Raw genomic sequence first — 17,194 nt, forward strand, 5'->3', positions numbered from 1 at the left:
TTTGCAAGAGTTTCTTATTGTTTGATAGTTACTTTTTGACCGTCACGAAGTGTTTTTGCACCTTCCATAATAATCGTATCACCTTTTTTGAGTCCCGACTTTACTTCGGTGTGGTTACCATATGAAAGCCCTGTTTCAATAATAATGCGTTTCGCTACACCGGTGCTGTCGTCTACAGGTTTGTATATGTAGGCAATAGTTTCACCAGCAGCATTCTCTTGAAGTATATTCTCAGGTATTGTAATTGCATTCTCTGCAGTGTAGTCGTTCACTTTTACTGTTGCAATTAGGTTTGGTTTTACATTCCCGTTCTTATTTGGAATTTCAACTTGAATCTCAAAACTTCTATTATTCGGATTTATATAGTTGCTTACTTGGCGAACAGTTCCTGTAAAGTTTTCGTTAATTGACGCTAAGTTTACTTCAACTCGTGTCCCTTTTTTAATGTTTGTTAAATAGGTTTCAGGTATTGACGCTTTAACGTACATATCACTTAAGTTTACTAGTCGAATAATTGGAGTTTGTCCCGGTACAACTACTTGACCTGGATCCGAAATAATATCATCTATCACTCCGCTAAATGGCGCAGTAATGATTGTTTTTCCTAACTGAGAACGCAACTGATTGGTGGTGTTTTTTGCTGCCTCGTAATTGGTTTTTGCTTGGAGATATTGAATTTCTGAACCAATTTTTTGTTCCCAAAGTCTCTCTTGACGTTCGAAAGTTGTTTTTGCTAATGCTAGTTGTGCTTCTTGTTGCGCTACTTGGCTAGATAAACCACCATCGTCTATTTTTGCAAGACGTTGCCCTTTTGACACGCGCTGACCTTCCTTTACGTATATATTGGTAAGCACACCTGAATATTCGGCATTTAATACAACATTCTGATCTGTTTCCACATTTCCTTGTACTTCAACATAATGTTTGAATATGGTGTCGTTAATCTCTTGAGCAGTAATTAATGCTGGACGTTCCTTTTTTTCGTGAGAATCGATATATTCATTTAATTTGTCGATCTCAGCTTTAAGGTCTCTTTGTTGTTGATTAAGTTCAGTTCTTTTAGTCTTAATTGCAGAAAGATCTCCAGATTCTATGAGAGAATCCACAGATTTTTGGTCACCGCCGCAAGAAACCAAAGTGGCTATAAAGATTATAAGTAGGAATATTTTTTTCATTTGTTGATTTATTTAAGTCGGTAGGGTTAATATTTTCCTTTTATTTCATCCGAATCAATACGTAATTGCGGAATGTTTAAAACTGTTTCCAGGTTTGCTTTTTCGTTTATTACATCCAACATCGATTGAAAATATTGTTGTTGCGCTGTATATAATTGTGTTTGTGCTTGGCGTAAATCAAAACTCGTTGATAGGCCTTCAGTAAATTTCACCTGATTTTTATTTTCAATTCGCTCTGCTAATCTTAAGTTCTTTTTAGAATTCTCATAATTCTCGATTGCGAATTGATAATTGCTTTGAGCTGTAGTTAAATCGAGTTTAATTTCTTGCTTGGTGTTTTCCAAATCTGTTTTAGCTTGATCTAATGCAATTCTTGTGCGTTGTGTCGCAGCACTTCGCATACCACTACTGAAGATAGGAATGTTCAAACTCACACCTAGTACTGAGGATTGATACCATTTTTGGTCTCCATTGAAAAAGGTAAAATCCTCACTATTCGCCGATGTACCATAATTTATAAAGGCCGAAAGTGTAGGTAGAGCTTTACTCATCTCTAATCTATTTTCAAAAAAACGTTGTTGAACAAGATTGTTTGCGATTTTAAAGTCTACATTCTCTTCAAAATTTATTGAATTGTCCAAAAGCTCAAGGCTAATATTTGCATTTGCTAATTTGTCTAAATCGTCTGTTAACTTAATTGGAGTGTCAACATCTATTCCCAAAGCAAGATTAAACATTTGCTTTGCTATTTTCCGACTTCTTTTGGCATTGCTTAACTGTGTTTCGATGTCTAAGAGTGTGATTTCTAGCTGCTCGACACTCTCTTCTTCGGCCAATCCGTTTTCAAATATTTTTCTGGTTTCAAAAAGATTGTTTTCTAGATTGGTTTTGTTTTTTTCAAAAATAGCAACCAACTCTTCAGAAAGTAGAACACTGCCGTAGGCGTTAATAACACCTTTACGTACTTCTAAACGCACTTTCTCGTTGTAATTCTCGGAGTATTTTAAAAATGTTTTTGCTGCTTTTAAACCTACAAGATAACTGCCATCAAAAATAAGTTGGTTTAAAGTAGCTACTGCATTAGCATTTTGTTTTGTTCCAAAAGTTACGGGCATATATGTGCCTGGTTCTCCACCTGCAAGTTCCCCAGGAAGCAAGGTTACTGGTTGTTTTAAGTTGTTTTGATAAGTTGCACTTCCACTAATTTGCGGTAGCCCTTGAGCTGTAGTTTCCCACTTTTGCTTTATGGCTTTAGCAATGTCACGTCTAGCATTTATAGAAGTGTAATTGCTATCTAAAGCAAATAGAATTGCTTCCTCAAGGCTAAAATTATATTCTTTTTGCTCTTGTGAAAATCCTGCAAAACTGAACAGTATGATACTGACTATTAAAATTCTTTTAATCATTAGTGTGATGTTCTTTAAGGTATTTATTTAGTGTCATTAATCCTTCAGGTGTTACAATTCCTCGTAAATGATATTCCAAATATTCTTCAGCTCTATATTTTGATGAAAACTTCTCAATAGGAAATAATGCTTGGTCGTGAATGTTGGTTATTCCCATAAAATAGAGACGACTTATAAAATCTGAATCAAGATTTTTTCGATATAAACCTTGTTCTATGCCCTTTTTGATATTCTTTTGGGTGCTTTCCAACATTTTTGCGAGTTGACTTTTATGAATACGTGCACTTATTTCGGGGTAATATTTGTTTAGCTGATATTGTGCAGATGTATGTTCATCTTTCAATTTCTGCATTATAAATTTCTTAATCTGAAATAATTCTTCAATCGGATTTATATCTAATGCACATATTTCGTCTATCCCAGATGTGATATTGTCTAGCATAAACCAAGCACATTCTTTTATAAGTTCAGTCTTATTTTTAAAATGTGTGTAAATCGTTTTTTTTGATATAGCTAACTCTTGAGCTATATCATCCATGGTAACACTCTTAACGCCAAGCCTTAAAAAGAGGTCTGTAGCTTTATGGATTATTCGTTCTTTCATAATGGGGTGCAAAGATAGGTTGGGGAAACTTTTAAAACAATAGCAGTTTCCAAAGTTTTATTTTATTTAACATTTTGGATATGAGGTTGTAAAATCGGACGTGATGAATAAATTTTTTTGTTATTCTTCAACAGGAGAAATCTACTTTGTATGTTTCCACTCTTTTTCGGTTATAAGTTGTGTGCATTTGCAATGCTTATTTTACCTTAGCCAAAATTTTTTATTCAATGGAAATTTTATCGAAATACAACACACTTCTCAATCAAAATCTTGAACAAGCAGTTTCTCAAAACGAGCCAGCTCAACTTTATGATCCTATTAAGTATATCCTTTCATTAGGGGGCAAAAGAATTAGACCAGCACTAACGCTGATGGTTTGTGATTTTTTTGGAAAAGATTATAAAGAGGCTTTATCTGCAGCAATGGCAGTAGAGTTGTTCCATAACTTTTCACTTATTCACGATGATATTATGGATAATGCGCCTTTACGTAGAGGCAAGGCAACTGTTCACGAAAAGTGGGATGTAAATACAGGTATTCTTTCGGGCGATGCTATGCTGATTTTGGCCTATAGATTTTTTGAAAATTACAATCCAAAAACATTTCAGGATTTAGCTAAACTTTTTAGTGAAACCGCTTTACAAGTTTGTGAAGGGCAACAACACGATATGGATTTTGAAACACGTGATGATGTATCGTTAGAAGAGTACATTAATATGATAGACCATAAAACCGCTGTCTTAGTTGGAGCGGCTATGAAAATGGGGGCTATAGTTGCGGATGCTTCTAAAAGTGATATGGATAAAATCTACCAGTTTGGGAGAAATCTTGGTATTGCTTTTCAGTTGCAAGACGATTACTTAGATGTTTTTGGCAATCCAGAAACATTCGGGAAGCAAGTTGGTGGCGATATAATTGCAAACAAAAAAACTTTCCTTTACCTAATAGCAATAGAACAAAGTAGTAAAGGTCAAGCTGACGAATTGGAACATCTTTACAGTATTAATCCAAAAGATCCAGCTGATAAAATCACAACAGTTAAGGGTATTTTTGTTAATTCAGGTGCTGCGAAAGCTACTCAAGTTGAGATTGAAAAATACAGTAATTTTGCCTATTCTATGTTAGATGAGATAAACATTAGTGATGAGAAAAGAGAAATGCTTCGTCAGTTTGGAAATAGTTTGATGGAGCGAAATGTTTAAAAATATACTCTTACGAATGGAGCAAAGGCGCTTCCATAAATACTTTCATCTTTATCAAAAAGCACATCGTATCGAACTCCCATAGTGAAATTATTACTTCGGAATCCAGCGCCGAGATATAAGGCCGGATACCAGTAGCTTTTTGTTACATCGGAGCTACCTATATATTTATAAGTTCGGCTTACATTTAATTCTTCAAACTCTGCTGAAAGTTGAATTTCAGGAATCACGTTATAAAGTGCTAGTACACTTCCACCTAATATAGTTGCAGAATTGTTGTTTTTTAAACTTGCGTATGTTCCTGTAAGCGCTACTCCCGCAGAAAATTGATTGTTAAATTGATAAATAGCACTTGGAGCTAAAGTACCGCTAAAGTAACCATTTCCAAAATTTAAACCCACGCCCCCACCAAATCGCACATGGTCCCAAAAATTATACTGTTCTTCCTGAGCATTCCCATTATTTGAGTAGAATATTACTAAAATTAGTAATAATTTAGCAATTAGTCTATATACTGTCTTTTCCATTATGAATACTTTATGAGTTTCAAACAATAAATATATGAAATCGAGCCGCCTATTGTGCTTAATTATTGTAAATTTGTACCGTTTTATTTAAAAGACCATTTGTATATTTATCATGGATAAATTTTCATTCTTAAACGCGGTTCATCCATCTGTAATCGCAGAACAATACGAAAAATATTTAAAATACCCAGATAGCATTGAACCAAGTTGGAGAGCATTCTTCCAAGGGTTTGATTTTGGCTCCGAGCCAGGAAGTCAAGAATTCTTTGCGGATTCAGGAGTTGCTTCAGCAGATCCTCAGGATTATGATCTAGGTGCAATTTGTGCTGATGTAATTAAGGAATTCCGAGTAATAAAATTAATTGATGCCTATCGCACAAGAGGGCATTTCTTCACAAAAACAAACCCAGTTAGGGAGCGTAGAACTTACACCCCAACCTTAGATATTGAGAATTTCGGACTTTCTGAGCACGACTTAAAATCGAAATTCAGGGCAGGTGAAATTATCGGCATAGGCGAAAATACGCTTGAGGAAATTATCATGCACCTCAAGAGAATTTATTGCGATTCCATCGGTATGGAGTACATGTTTCTACGTAAACCCGAAGAAATAGATTGGATTCAGCAAAGACTAAATGCCAATGATAATCAGCCTAACTTCACGGCAGAGGAAAAGAAACATATTCTTAAAAAACTTAATGAAGCTGTCTCTTTCGAGAATTTTCTTCACACTAAATATGTTGGACAAAAAAGATTTTCATTGGAAGGAGGTGAAAGCTTAATTCCAGCTTTAGACTCCTTGATAGAAAATGCTGCCGAAAAGGGCGTGGAAGAATTTGTTATGGGAATGGCTCATCGTGGCCGACTAAGTACCCTAACAAATATTTTCGGGAAAAGTGCAAAGAATATTTTCAGTGAATTTGATGGTAAAGACTATGCCCTGGATATTTTTGACGGGGATGTTAAGTACCACTTGGGTTGGACATCAAAACGCAAAACAGATTCAGGAAAAGAGATTAACCTAAATATTGCACCAAATCCATCACATTTAGAAACAGTTGGCGCAGTAGTGCAAGGTATTGCACGTTCTAAACAAGACGACCATCACAAAGACAACCCAAGTAAAGTATTGCCAATAGTTGTTCACGGTGATGCTGCAATTGCGGGTCAAGGTTTAGTCTATGAAATTGTGCAAATGGCTCAATTGGACGGCTACAAAACTGGCGGAACAATACATATAGTAGTAAATAATCAAATAGGTTTTACTACAAATTACCTAGATGCGCGTTCTTCTATCTATTGTACGGATGTAGCTAAGGTAACACTATCACCAATACTTCACGTAAATGCAGATGATGTAGAAGCTGTAGTTCACGCTATAAATTTCGCTCTTGATTTCAGAATGGAATATGGTCGTGACGTTTTTATCGATTTATTAGGTTATAGAAAATACGGGCATAACGAAGGTGATGAACCTCGTTTTACACAACCTAAACTTTATAAAGCAATAGCTAAGCACCAAAATCCACGAGATATTTATGCTGAAAAACTGATTGAAGAAGGAGTAATCGATAGCGAATACGTTACTAAGCTAGAAAAGGAATACAAAAATAAGCTAGAGGAAAATTTAGAGGATTCAAGAAAAGAGGATAAAACATCTGTAACCCCTTTTATGCAAGATGAATGGGATGGTTACGATTATTCTGATGAGGGTCAAATGCTAGAACCTGTTGATACTACATATGATTTAAAAAAACTTGACGAAATTGCCGAAGTTATTACCCAACTTCCAAAGGACAAGAAATTTCTTAAAAAAATAGCTAAACTCATCGAGTCTAGAAAAGAAATGTACTTTGAAAAAAACAAACTTGACTGGGCAATGGGCGAACTATTGGCTTACGGAAGTTTGTTAAAAGAAGGTCATGATGTAAGAATAAGTGGGCAGGATGTAGAACGTGGAACTTTTTCTCATCGTCACGCAGTAATAAAGGTTGAAGAGAGCGAAGAAGAAGTAGTTCTTTTAAACAACTTAAAAGGCGATCAAGCCAATTTCTATATATACAACTCATTGCTTTCTGAGTATGGAGTTGTAGGTTTCGATTATGGTTATGCTATGGCTAGCCCAAATACATTAACCATTTGGGAAGCACAGTTCGGAGATTTCAGTAATGGAGCTCAAATCATGATCGACCAATATATTTCAGCTGCTGAAGATAAATGGAAGCTGCAGAATGGTTTGGTAATGCTGTTGCCACACGGTTATGAAGGCCAAGGTGCAGAGCACTCATCGGCAAGAATGGAGCGTTACTTACAATTATGTGCTGTAGATAATATGTTTGTTGCAGACGTTACAACACCAGCAAACTTATTCCATTTATTGAGAAGACAAATTAAAACTAAATATCGCAAACCACTAATTGTATTTACTCCTAAGAGTTTACTACGTCATCCAAAAGTAGTTTCTACTAAGGAGGAATTTGCCAATGGTACGTTCCAAATGGTTATTGATGATGCGGAGGTAAAAGCTGATAAAGTAAAATCATTGGTGTTTGTAACAGGTAAATTTTATTACGACCTTTTTGAAAAAAGAGAGGAATTAAAAAGAGATGATGTTGCATTAGTAAGAATTGAGCAATTATTTCCACTACCAACCGATGAGATTAACAAGATAATTAAGAAGTATAAAAATGCAGACGATATAGTTTGGGCACAAGAAGAACCTAAAAATATGGGGGCTTATTCATATTTAATGATGCATTTTGAAAAAGCTAAAAACTTTAGAGTTTGCAGTAGAAAAATGTATGCTGCTCCAGCTGCAGGAAGTACTGTTCGCTCAAAAGCAAGACACGCTAAAGTAATTGAAAACGTGTTTAATAAAGATATGAAGTAAGAATTATGCTTACTTTGTAAATATTATAGTAAAAACATTTAAATTTATTAGATTAATAAACGAGGGTTTATATAAAACAGAAATAATATGGCATTAGAAATGAAAGTCCCGTCTCCGGGAGAATCCATCACAGAAGTTGAAATTGCCGAATGGTTAGTAAGCGATGGCGATTATGTTGAAAAAGATCAAGCAATCGCTGAGGTAGATAGTGACAAGGCAACTCTTGAACTTCCGGCAGAAGCTAGTGGAATCATTACTTTAAAAGCTGAAGAAGGTGATACAGTTGAAGTAGGACAGGTGGTTTGTATTATTGATACAGACGCTGCAAAGCCAAGTGGCGGAGATGCTCCTAAAGCTGATAAAAAAGAAGAAAAGAAAGAAGAGGCTCCTTCTAAACCAGCAGCTCCAAAAGAAGAAGAAAAGAAATCTTACGCTACAGGTACTCCTTCTCCGGCGGCTAAGAAGATTCTTGACGAGAAAGGAATGTCTTCTAAAGATGTAAAAGGAAGTGGACGTGACGGTCGCGTAACTAAAGACGACGCTATTAAGGCAACTCCATCTATGGGTACTCCAGGAACAGGAAGCCGTGGAAGCGAGCGTAAAAAACTTTCTATGTTACGTAGAAAAGTTGCAGAGCGTTTGGTTTCAGCTAAAAATGAAACAGCGATGCTTACTACTTTTAACGAAGTAGATATGTCGCCAATTTTCGAATTAAGAAGTCAGTATAAAGAACAGTTTAAAGCTAAACACGGAGTAGGATTAGGTTTTATGTCGTTCTTTACTTTAGCGGTAGTTCGAGCATTAGAGCTTTACCCAGATGTAAATTCGATGATTGACGGAGATTATAAGATTTCATACGATTTTAAAGATATCTCAATTGCGGTTTCTGGACCTAAAGGATTAATGGTACCAGTTATTAGAAATGCTGAAAACCTAAGTTTTAGAGGTGTTGAAGATGAGGTTAAGCGCCTTGCACTTAGAGCTAGAGACGGTCAAATAACTGTTGATGAAATGACAGGTGGTACGTTTACAATTTCTAACGGAGGAGTTTTCGGAAGTATGCTTTCAACTCCAATTATCAACCCACCTCAATCTGCAATTTTAGGAATGCACAATATTGTTGAGCGTCCTATTGTAAGAGATGGAGGGATAGTAGTAGCACCTATTATGTATGTAGCCCTTTCTTACGACCATAGAATTATTGATGGCCGTGAATCAGTTGGATTCTTAGTTGCAATTAAGGAAGCATTAGAAAATCCAGTTGAGTTATTAATGAATAACGATGTGAAAAAAGCGTTAGAATTATAGTTTAACGAATAGATATCCATTAAAAATCCGGCCAATGGCCGGATTTTTTATTTGTGATAATTCGTATACGATTGAAAAGAACTTGCTTATAGTAATCTATCGTGATTTTCTTTGGCCCAAATTAACAAGCTATTGGTTTTCGCCTCCAAATTCAATTTGTTGATAATATTGCTTCTGTGTTTTTCCACCGTTCTGTAGGATATAAAAAGTAATGAAGCTATCTCCTTATTGGTTTTGTCATTTGCAATAAGCTTCAAAATCTTTTTTTCTGAGGGTGTGAGCTTTTTTAAGTCATTATTTTCAACAGGGTTAATGTCAATCAGCTCCATTATTCTATTACTGAAAAAAGGTTCTCCCTTAGACACGGTTTTAATACAATTTTCAATTTCATCTAAAGCGAATTCTTTTAAAATATATCCGAATATATTCAGTTCTTGTGCTTTTTGGTAAAGCTCCTTCTCCTTATGAAGGGTGATAAGTACAATTTTTGTATCAATACCTTCTAGGCCTTTGCATTTTTGTGCGATTTCAATTCCAGACATATACGGCATTTGTATATCGATAATTGCTATGTCGGGGTTTTCTTTCACAATTAAGTTGTAAGCTTCCCTGCCGTCATTTCCACTACCAATTAAATTATAATTTTTTTCAATCAAAAAATCACTTAACCCTTTTAATAATAAAGGGTGATCATCTGCTATAATAATTGAGTGTTTATGCTTTCTCATAATGGTAATTGAAATTCTAATAATGTTCCAAAGTCTTTTTTAGAAGTTACCTTCATTTGCCCTTTTAGAAATTTAGTGCGTTCCAGCAAGGTTTTTAATCCAAGAGATTTTAGATCTTGAAATTTGTCGCTAAAGTCAAAACCCACACCATTGTCGCGAATAGAAATAAGTATATTGTTTGACAATATTTTAATAGAAACTTTACCCGCTTCAGCATTTGCGTGTTTTAGGATGTTGCTTAAGCTTTCCTGAACTATTCTATATATGTTAACCTCCTCTTCTTTAGTAAATAAGTTATCTATATTATCTATTTCTGAAGAAATAAAAAGAGATGTGTTTTCATCTATTTGTCTAATGGTGTTTTCTATGGCTTTGGTAACCCCTAATTCTTGAAGATGAAATGGGTGCAAGTCCCTTGATATGCTTCGTACTTCTTCAATTGTGTGATTCACCATTTCTTTTACTTCCGGGGTACCTTTTTTAAGCAGTTTGTTTTTTATGAGTAATAACTGTTGCCCTATTCCATCGTGTAAATCTTTCGATATTCTGCGACGTTCTTTTTCTTGAGAAATAAGTAATTCCTGACTGAATTTTTCTTGAAGATCTTTATTACTTCTTAAGTGTATTTGATTCCGATATAAAATAACAACTCCGAAAGCTAGGATTAAAGCTATTCCACCAAAAACCATTGCTTTCTTAAAAATTTCATTGTCCTTTTCTAGTAAACTAATGTTTGTGTTTTTTTCAATTAGTTCTTTTTCTTTTTTTTCAGTTTCATATAAAGAAAGATAGTAAGCTAATGCATTTGCGGTACTTCTATTGTAAATGGAATCTTTTATTAAAGAGGCGGCGCGGTTACTTTCGATGCTTTTTCTGTACTCTTTCATATCAAAGTAGATTTCTGATAGGAATTTGTAAGAATTCATTATATCGTCTTCAGAATTAATGCTTTGTGCGATTTCTAAACATTGAACGGCAAATTTTTCAGCTTCTTCGTAAAAACCTGTGGTTTGTAAAAATTTAGCCTTTGCACTTAAATAATTAATTTTTGTTACTTGGTCTTCAAGAATGTCAAGTTTTAAATTTTCCAATAGGTTTAAATGAATGTTTGCCACTTTAATCTGGAATCGCTCGCAGTAGTAGTTTACAAGACTTGAGTGAATGTTTATAAATACAGTTTTATTAGATTTTTCATTATCAAAGTTTTCTACCGCTAAAAGCAACGATTTAAATTCAGCATTTTTATCGCCCATTTTGTGGTAATCAATTGCTTGATTATAGTACTCTTGAGATAAGAAGGAGTTTAATTTTAATTTTCTAATTTTCTCTATTAGGGCATTTCTTTCGGTTTTTGCTTTTTCATAAAAACCATTTCTACTAAACATATTAATGATTCCTTGCCGAGCAGTAATCATACAGTCGTACTTTTTTTGACTTTCAAAAATCGAATATGCCTTGTGTAGGTCTTCACCTGCAAGTATGAATTTTCCTAAACTTGAGTATGCTTGCCCGCGATAATAATGTGTTTCTGCAATGCTAAGTGAATCGCAATAAGAGAAATTTAAAAATGCTTTATTGTAATCGGAGATTGCTTTATTAGCATCAACTTGTGAGTTTGCCATACCTCGTTTTAGATATAAACCTCCAAGTAATAAGCTGTCGTTTATTTTATACTTACGCGCGAGAACGCTGTTTATAACGGTTATTGCGTTTAAAGGGTCGTTGCGAAAGTTTGTAAGTGGACGTTGTAGGTCGATCGCTTTTTTAGCAGCAGATTCTATAAAGTCTAGTTCTTGGGCTAATTTAACGTATTCGATACTGTATTCAATAAAAGCATCGATATTAGTCTTCTTATTTAGAGAAATAAGACTGTCTAAAGTTACTAATCTTTCAGTTCTAGATTGTTCAATTTGAGCAAATTCAGAATACTCAGTTTCATGCGCGTTGAATCCCAAGATGGGGGATAGCGCAATAATAATAAAAAATATAGCTATGTTCTTGAGCACGTTTATATTATCATCTATTTACTATAAATGTACTTAAAAAAATACAATAAATCTTTTTGTTAAAGACTCGGTAGCTTTATATAAAAGCAATTTCTTCCATAATCGATAACTGCGCGATTTTTTTTTAAAAAATCGGCTCCAATAATACCGTGAATAGGTCCTTCTTCAACTTGTGCTAATGCTGCGTTTACATGAGTGAGATCAAATAGCACAAAATCCATATTAGAAATCTTCCATTTCTTAATTGCAAAAATGTTTTTTCTGGAAAGCATAGTTTCCATGTTTATAGCTCCGGCACCAGCAGCTTTAATCATGCTCTCTTCACTAATAAGTTTGAAGTGAGTACTGTTTTTAAAGCCTACACAACTTGTAGAAGCACCAGTGTCTAAAATGAAATCGCCTGAAACACCATTTATTTTAGCCGAGAACAAATAATGTCCTGTTGCTAATTTTTTAAGTGGAATGCGATAAAAACCTTGGGTTTCAAGAAATTCTCGTAAATGCATCAATTTTTTTGCTCAAAGATAGTAAACAAAATAAGTAGCTTTGTAGTTATGATAACAGATACCCATACCCATTTATATAGTGATGCCTTTTCTGATGATCGAGCAGATATGATGCAACGTGCAATTGATGCGGGAGTTACACGTTTTTTTATCCCCGCAATAGACTCGGGTTTTACCGAATCTATGTATGATCTAGAGAAGGAATATCCTGAAAACGTTTTCTTAATGATGGGCCTACACCCAACTTCTGTAAAAGAAAACTATGAAGAAGAATTGGCTCACGTAGAAGAACAGTTCGAAAAACGAGATTTCTTTGCTGTTGGCGAAATAGGGATTGATCTTTATTGGGATACTTCTACATTAGAAATCCAAAAGATTGCTTTTAAACGCCAAATTCAATTAGCTAAAAAATACAAACTGCCCATAGTAATACACTGTCGTGATGCTTTTGATGAAATTTTTGAAGTTTTAGAAACCGAAAAAAGTGAAGACCTCTTTGGAATCTTTCATTGCTTTACTGGAGATTTTGAACAAGCACAAAGAGCTATTTCATTTAATATGAAATTGGGGATAGGTGGTGTAGTTACATTTAAGAATGGAAAGATTGATACATTTTTAAACCAAATTCCTTTAAAACATATCGTTTTGGAAACCGATTCGCCTTACCTTGCTCCGGTTCCTTATCGAGGAAAACGTAATGAAAGTAGTTATTTGACCTTAATTTGTAAAAAACTCTCAGCGTTATACAATATAACTGAAGCAGAAGTAGCTCGAATAACGACAGAAAATTCCAAAGCGGTTTTTAAAGTTTAATGATTAAGAGCATTATCGTAAAATTTTTTAATCGCAACATCTTATTTTTCATTTAAAAGCTTAGAGATTAATATGAAAACCCAACCTAACATACTCCTTATATATACAGGTGGAACTATCGGGATGATAAAAGACTTTGAAACTGGTGCTTTGCGCAATTTCAATTTTGATGAATTATTAAATCATATTCCCGAACTTAAATTGTTAGACTGTAATATTACTACAACCTCCTTTCCTGAACCTATTGATAGTTCTAATATGAACCCTAAGTATTGGGTAGATATAGCTACTATTATTGAAGAAAACTATGATGAAATAGATGGGTTTGTAGTATTACACGGTAGCGATACAATGTCATATACGGCATCGGCATTAAGTTTTATGTTGGAGAATTTAGGGAAACCTGTGGTTTTTACTGGTTCCCAACTTCCAATTGGAGATTTACGTACCGATGCAAAAGAAAACTTAATTACCTCTATTCAAATTGCATCCTTACGAGAAAAGGGTGTTCCGAAAATTGCGGAGGTTTGTCTTTATTTTGAATACAAACTATATAGAGGAAATAGAACAACTAAGATAAATGCAGAACATTTTGAGGCTTTCGAGTCGCCAAACTATCCAGATTTGGTTCAAAGTGGGTTGCATTTAGTGGTTAATAACGAAGCGCTTTACAAGCCAAACCGCAGAAAAAAGCTTAAAGTTCATAAAACGATGGAGAGTAATATACTGTTGGTTAAGATTTTTCCAGGTATAGATGAGTCGACGATAAGGTATTTATTTGATTATCCTGAAATGAAAGGTTTAGTTTTAGAAACCTATGGTGCAGGTAATGTAACTACTGAAGAGTGGTTTATCAATTCGCTTAAGAATGTTATAAAAAGAAGGGTTCCGGTAATAAATGTAACCCAATGCACTGGTGGGAGTGTAAACATGGGCCTTTACGAAACTAGTACAGCGCTTAAAAAAATGGGGGTAATTAGTGCAAAGGATAGCACTACAGAAGCTGCATTGGCTAAATTAATGTATTTATTAGGTGAAAATGTATCTCCAAATAGCTTTAAAACCATATTCGAAACCTCATTAAGAGGAGAAATGCAGTAAATTAATCTGTTATTTTTTTTTATGGCGTTGATTTTTTTTTGATATTTGGCACTCGTTAAGCGGAAGCACCTATTTTTGTAACTAATTAGTAGGTGTTCGATTCGAATATTTTGAAATAGATTTTTGCTTCAGATTAGTTCTGAGCTAAAAAACATTTTTTAGAGAGGTGGCCGAGTGGTCGAAGGCGCACGCCTGGAAAGTGTGTATACGCCAAAAGCGTATCGAGGGTTCGAATCCCTTCCTCTCTGCGAGTAAATTTTTGCATTATTAAGGTAATGAAAGCGCGTGCTCTAGCAACTAAATAAAGTAGAAATAAACGCAATAGTAGTAACGATAGACTTGATTAGTATAATTAACAGATTTCAATCAAGAAAAATTGATACTATATATAAGTGTAAAAGTTCATTAAAATTTAAAAAGGAAGCTGATATTAACCTATTTAGGGTGGATTGGAAATTCCTTTTTAGTCCAAATTAATATTCTTGTAGATTAACTAAATTATTTTATATCTTTAAACCTTTAACTAAAAACAAACTTTAAGTCGATAGCAATGAAAAAATTATTTTCTATTATGGCGCTCGCCGCAATGGTATTTGTAGGCACGTTAAACGCAAACGCTTCAACAGCGCAAACATTACCAACAAGCTCACAAGCTTTGGTAGCAGCAGCAACAGTATCTTTTATTCAGGACGAAACGGCTACTGCCGATGTTGCTGATAAAGGATTCCACCAAGAATTAAAAGAACGTTTCGTAGAGGGTGGTCCTGGATTTATGGGGGTTGTACTTCTATGTTTAATTCTAGGATTGGCAATTGCTATTGAAAGAATTATCTATCTTAACCTTTCAACAACGAACACACAAAAATTAGCTCAGGATGTTCAAGACGCACTAAATAGTGGTGGTATAGACGCTGCAAAAGAAGTGTGCAGAAATACAAAAGGTCCTGTTGCATCAATTTACTATCAAGGTCTTGATAGAGCCGATGAAGGTATTGACTTAGCTGAAAAAGCTGTAGTTGCTTACGGAGGTGTTCAAATGGGACAACTTGAAAAAAACGTATCGTGGATCTCTCTATTTATCGCTATTGCACCGATGCTTGGTTTCATGGGTACTGTAATAGGTATGATTACTGCGTTTGATAAAATTCAAGCAGCTGGTGATATGAACCCTTCTCTTGTAGCTGGTGGTATTAAAGTTGCACTTTTAACAACTGTATTTGGTTTGATCGTTGCGATTATCCTTCAGATTTTTTACAACTACATTATCGCTAAAATCGATAGTATTGTAAACAGCATGGAAGATGCTTCTATCACTTTAATCGATATGTTGTTCGATTACAACTCAAAAAAATAAATTTAAACAAACCACAAGATGGCATTACATAAAATATTAAAAATTGTAGCATTGCTTTTAAGCGTTGCGGGAATTATTTTTCTTGCAATGATCATCTCAAAAGGTGATACTGCAGTCGCTGAAACTGGCGCAGGAGTAGATGGCTTCTTGTATGTGGCCTATATCACTTTCGCTTTAATCTTAGTATTTGTTCTCTTCTTCGTTCTTAAAGGTATTTTTGCCGGAGATGTTAAGAAAACATTACTATCAGTAGGAGCATTCTTACTTATTGTAGTAATCTCTTATGTTTTAGCTGAAGGCAATCCAATGGCAATGCGTGAAGGCGATATGCTTTCTGCAAGTGGCTCAAAATGGGTGGGTACAGGTTTATATACCTTTTACATCTTAGGAGTTTTAGCTATTGCAGCAATGGTATTTAGCGGAATCAAAAAACTAGCAAAATAATGGCAAGAAGAGCAACACCGGAAGTAAATGCTGGGTCGATGGCAGACATCGCTTTCCTATTGCTTATCTTTTTCTTGGTAACTACTACCATCGAGAAGGATAGTGGGATTGGAAGACAGTTGCCGCCTAAAGAACCGCCAACGGATGAACAAGTAAAGATTAAAGAAAAGAACCTCTTTATCGTTAACGTTAACCGTGAGGATCAATTGCTAGTTGAACAAAACCTAATGGATCTTAAAGACTTGCGTCAAGCAGCAATTGAATTCTTGGATAATGGTGGAGCACCTGCTGGAAGTCCAGAATACTGTGACTATTGTAAAGGAAGTCGTAATCCAGAATCATCAGATAACCCTGATAAAGCAGTAATTTCTGTTCAGAACGATAGGCTTACTTCTTATAAAATGTATATCGCTGTTCAAAATGAATTGGTGGCAGCATACAACTATTTAAGAGATCGGGAATCACAAAGGCTTTATGGCTGGAAGTTTACCGAAATGACCAAAAATCTAAATGAAGGAAAGATTAAAGGTGAAGTAGCAAAAGAACAATTGCAAGAAAAATTGCAAACAATTCAAAAGCTATTCCCTCAGAAGCTGTCAGAAGCTGAACCTAAAAAATCTGGATCATAATATTACAACTATGTCAAAGTTTAGAAAGAAAAAAAGTAATGAATTACCGCCTGTAAGTACAGCATCTTTACCGGATATTGTATTTATGCTTCTATTCTTCTTTATGGTAGTAACCGTACTGCGTGATGATAATTTATTGGTTCAAAATAAATTACCTAAAGCAGACCAAGTTGAGAAATTGAAGAAAGATAGATCGGTGTATATTTATGCTGGAAAGCCTTCAGCACGTTACCAAGAGAGTTTTGGTACTGAAGCGAAAATTCAAATAGGCGATAAGTATACAGATATATCTAACATTAAATTCGCACTTACTGAAGCACGTCAAAAACTTCGTCCTGAACTTCAGGATAAAGTAATGGTTGCCCTAAAAGTAGATGAGGAAACTAATACAGGTATGGTAACAGACATTAAGCAGGAATTGCGTGATCTTAATATGCTTAAAATTATCTATATCACTACTCCAGGTAATGAGTTAGACTAAGCATAACAATAAATATAAAT

16 protein-coding genes and 1 tRNA gene are annotated in these 17,194 nt (G+C 34.8%); 10 read left to right on the plus strand and 7 right to left on the minus strand.

The genetic code is table 11. The features are described 5' to 3' along the window. Positions 1-14: 14 nt before the first annotated feature. The 3 genes from K8344_RS05595 to K8344_RS05605 are packed head-to-tail and all read right to left on the minus strand — an operon-like array spanning position 15 to position 3,185. Positions 15-1,175, minus strand: a complete 1,161-nt coding sequence (locus K8344_RS05595) for an efflux RND transporter periplasmic adaptor subunit (protein ID WP_237607770.1) — start codon at positions 1,173-1,175, stop codon at positions 15-17. Between the two features lie 26 nt (positions 1,176-1,201). After that, positions 1,202-2,581, minus strand: coding sequence for a TolC family protein (locus K8344_RS05600; protein WP_237607771.1), 1,380 nt, complete (start codon positions 2,579-2,581; stop codon positions 1,202-1,204). After that, entirely contained in the window at positions 2,574-3,185 is a 612-nt protein-coding gene (locus K8344_RS05605) for a TetR/AcrR family transcriptional regulator (protein ID WP_237607772.1), read from the minus strand. Before K8344_RS05605 ends, K8344_RS05600 begins: the two co-directional genes overlap by 8 nt. Before the next feature lie 227 nt (positions 3,186-3,412). On the opposite strand from K8344_RS05605, the gene K8344_RS05610 reads away from it, so the two are divergent. Continuing rightward, complete coding sequence (locus K8344_RS05610) at positions 3,413-4,387, plus strand: polyprenyl synthetase family protein (RefSeq protein WP_237607773.1); 975 nt, start codon at positions 3,413-3,415, stop codon at positions 4,385-4,387. Here the strand turns inward: K8344_RS05610 and K8344_RS05615 are convergent. Then, positions 4,384-4,914: an alpha-ketoglutarate decarboxylase gene (locus K8344_RS05615; RefSeq protein ID WP_237607774.1), complete on the minus strand. Its 531-nt coding sequence runs from the start codon at positions 4,912-4,914 to the stop codon at positions 4,384-4,386. The two genes, K8344_RS05610 and K8344_RS05615, sit on opposite strands and share 4 nt — an antisense overlap. 112 nt (positions 4,915-5,026) lie before the next feature. Between K8344_RS05615 and K8344_RS05620 the strand changes: the two genes are divergently transcribed. Together K8344_RS05620 and odhB are read left to right on the plus strand one after the other, a co-directional pair. Continuing rightward, on the plus strand, positions 5,027-7,804 hold the full coding sequence (locus K8344_RS05620) for a 2-oxoglutarate dehydrogenase E1 component (RefSeq protein ID WP_237607775.1): 2,778 nt from the start codon (positions 5,027-5,029) through the stop codon (positions 7,802-7,804). 87 nt (positions 7,805-7,891) lie between these two features. After that, positions 7,892-9,112 (plus strand): 2-oxoglutarate dehydrogenase complex dihydrolipoyllysine-residue succinyltransferase, encoded by a 1,221-nt coding sequence (gene odhB, locus K8344_RS05625; RefSeq protein WP_237607776.1) that lies wholly within the window; start codon positions 7,892-7,894, stop codon positions 9,110-9,112. Positions 9,113-9,198: 86 nt separating this feature from the next. Here the strand turns inward: odhB and K8344_RS05630 are convergent, their stop codons facing one another. The 3 genes from K8344_RS05630 to K8344_RS05640 are packed head-to-tail and all read right to left on the minus strand — an operon-like array spanning position 9,199 to position 12,352. Next, on the minus strand, positions 9,199-9,840 hold the full coding sequence (locus tag K8344_RS05630; protein WP_237607777.1) for a response regulator: 642 nt from the start codon (positions 9,838-9,840) through the stop codon (positions 9,199-9,201). Then, positions 9,837-11,846 carry an ATP-binding protein gene (locus K8344_RS14245; RefSeq protein WP_237607778.1) on the minus strand — a complete coding sequence of 670 codons (2,010 nt, stop codon included), beginning with the start codon at positions 11,844-11,846 and terminating at the stop codon, positions 9,837-9,839. The genes K8344_RS05630 and K8344_RS14245 overlap by 4 nt, the downstream gene beginning before the upstream one ends. Positions 11,847-11,905: 59 nt before the next feature. Beyond that, positions 11,906-12,352: a retropepsin-like aspartic protease gene (locus K8344_RS05640; protein ID WP_237607936.1), complete on the minus strand. Its 447-nt coding sequence runs from the start codon at positions 12,350-12,352 to the stop codon at positions 11,906-11,908. 48 nt (positions 12,353-12,400) lie between these two features. Between K8344_RS05640 and K8344_RS05645 the strand changes: the two genes are divergently transcribed. From K8344_RS05645 to K8344_RS05675, 7 genes are all read left to right on the plus strand, one after another. Beyond that, positions 12,401-13,165, plus strand: a complete 765-nt coding sequence (locus K8344_RS05645) for a TatD family hydrolase (protein WP_237607779.1) — start codon at positions 12,401-12,403, stop codon at positions 13,163-13,165. Between the two features lie 72 nt (positions 13,166-13,237). After that, positions 13,238-14,266, plus strand: coding sequence for an asparaginase (locus tag K8344_RS05650; RefSeq protein WP_237607780.1), 1,029 nt, complete (start codon positions 13,238-13,240; stop codon positions 14,264-14,266). 160 nt (positions 14,267-14,426) lie between these two features. After that, positions 14,427-14,514, plus strand: a tRNA-Ser gene (locus tag K8344_RS05655). Between the two features lie 302 nt (positions 14,515-14,816). After that, positions 14,817-15,620: a MotA/TolQ/ExbB proton channel family protein gene (locus K8344_RS05660; RefSeq protein WP_237607781.1), complete on the plus strand. Its 804-nt coding sequence runs from the start codon at positions 14,817-14,819 to the stop codon at positions 15,618-15,620. A gap of 18 nt (positions 15,621-15,638) precedes the next feature. After that, complete coding sequence (locus tag K8344_RS05665; RefSeq protein ID WP_237607782.1) at positions 15,639-16,064, plus strand: hypothetical protein; 426 nt, start codon at positions 15,639-15,641, stop codon at positions 16,062-16,064. Continuing rightward, a complete protein-coding gene (locus K8344_RS05670) occupies positions 16,064-16,693 on the plus strand; it encodes an ExbD/TolR family protein (RefSeq protein ID WP_237607783.1) in 630 nt (209 codons plus the stop codon). Before K8344_RS05665 ends, K8344_RS05670 begins: the two co-directional genes overlap by 1 nt. Positions 16,694-16,703: 10 nt before the next feature. Further along, on the plus strand, positions 16,704-17,174 hold the full coding sequence (locus tag K8344_RS05675; protein WP_139856151.1) for an ExbD/TolR family protein: 471 nt from the start codon (positions 16,704-16,706) through the stop codon (positions 17,172-17,174). Positions 17,175-17,194 lie beyond the last annotated feature (20 nt).

This window comes from Aequorivita xiaoshiensis (genome assembly GCF_022008395.1).
GTDB classification, from domain to species: Bacteria; Bacteroidota; Bacteroidia; order Flavobacteriales; family Flavobacteriaceae; genus Aequorivita; species Aequorivita xiaoshiensis.

What these genes read in the sequence shown, in the direction of transcription:
- K8344_RS05595 (WP_237607770.1), bottom strand. Translation starts at nt 1,175, where the DNA reads ATGAAAAAAATATTCCTACTTATAATCTTTATAGCCACTTTGGTTTCT.
- K8344_RS05600 (WP_237607771.1), bottom strand. Translation starts at nt 2,581, where the DNA reads ATGATTAAAAGAATTTTAATAGTCAGTATCATACTGTTCAGTTTTGCA.
- K8344_RS05605 (WP_237607772.1), bottom strand. Translation starts at nt 3,185, where the DNA reads ATGAAAGAACGAATAATCCATAAAGCTACAGACCTCTTTTTAAGGCTT.
- K8344_RS05610 (WP_237607773.1), top strand. Translation starts at nt 3,413, where the DNA reads ATGGAAATTTTATCGAAATACAACACACTTCTCAATCAAAATCTTGAA.
- K8344_RS05615 (WP_237607774.1), bottom strand. Translation starts at nt 4,914, where the DNA reads ATGGAAAAGACAGTATATAGACTAATTGCTAAATTATTACTAATTTTA.
- K8344_RS05620 (WP_237607775.1), top strand. Translation starts at nt 5,027, where the DNA reads ATGGATAAATTTTCATTCTTAAACGCGGTTCATCCATCTGTAATCGCA.
- odhB (WP_237607776.1), top strand. Translation starts at nt 7,892, where the DNA reads ATGGCATTAGAAATGAAAGTCCCGTCTCCGGGAGAATCCATCACAGAA.
- K8344_RS05630 (WP_237607777.1), bottom strand. Translation starts at nt 9,840, where the DNA reads ATGAGAAAGCATAAACACTCAATTATTATAGCAGATGATCACCCTTTA.
- K8344_RS05640 (WP_237607936.1), bottom strand. Translation starts at nt 12,352, where the DNA reads ATGCATTTACGAGAATTTCTTGAAACCCAAGGTTTTTATCGCATTCCA.
- K8344_RS05645 (WP_237607779.1), top strand. Translation starts at nt 12,401, where the DNA reads ATGATAACAGATACCCATACCCATTTATATAGTGATGCCTTTTCTGAT.
- K8344_RS05650 (WP_237607780.1), top strand. Translation starts at nt 13,238, where the DNA reads ATGAAAACCCAACCTAACATACTCCTTATATATACAGGTGGAACTATC.
- K8344_RS05660 (WP_237607781.1), top strand. Translation starts at nt 14,817, where the DNA reads ATGAAAAAATTATTTTCTATTATGGCGCTCGCCGCAATGGTATTTGTA.
- K8344_RS05665 (WP_237607782.1), top strand. Translation starts at nt 15,639, where the DNA reads ATGGCATTACATAAAATATTAAAAATTGTAGCATTGCTTTTAAGCGTT.
- K8344_RS05670 (WP_237607783.1), top strand. Translation starts at nt 16,064, where the DNA reads ATGGCAAGAAGAGCAACACCGGAAGTAAATGCTGGGTCGATGGCAGAC.
- K8344_RS05675 (WP_139856151.1), top strand. Translation starts at nt 16,704, where the DNA reads ATGTCAAAGTTTAGAAAGAAAAAAAGTAATGAATTACCGCCTGTAAGT.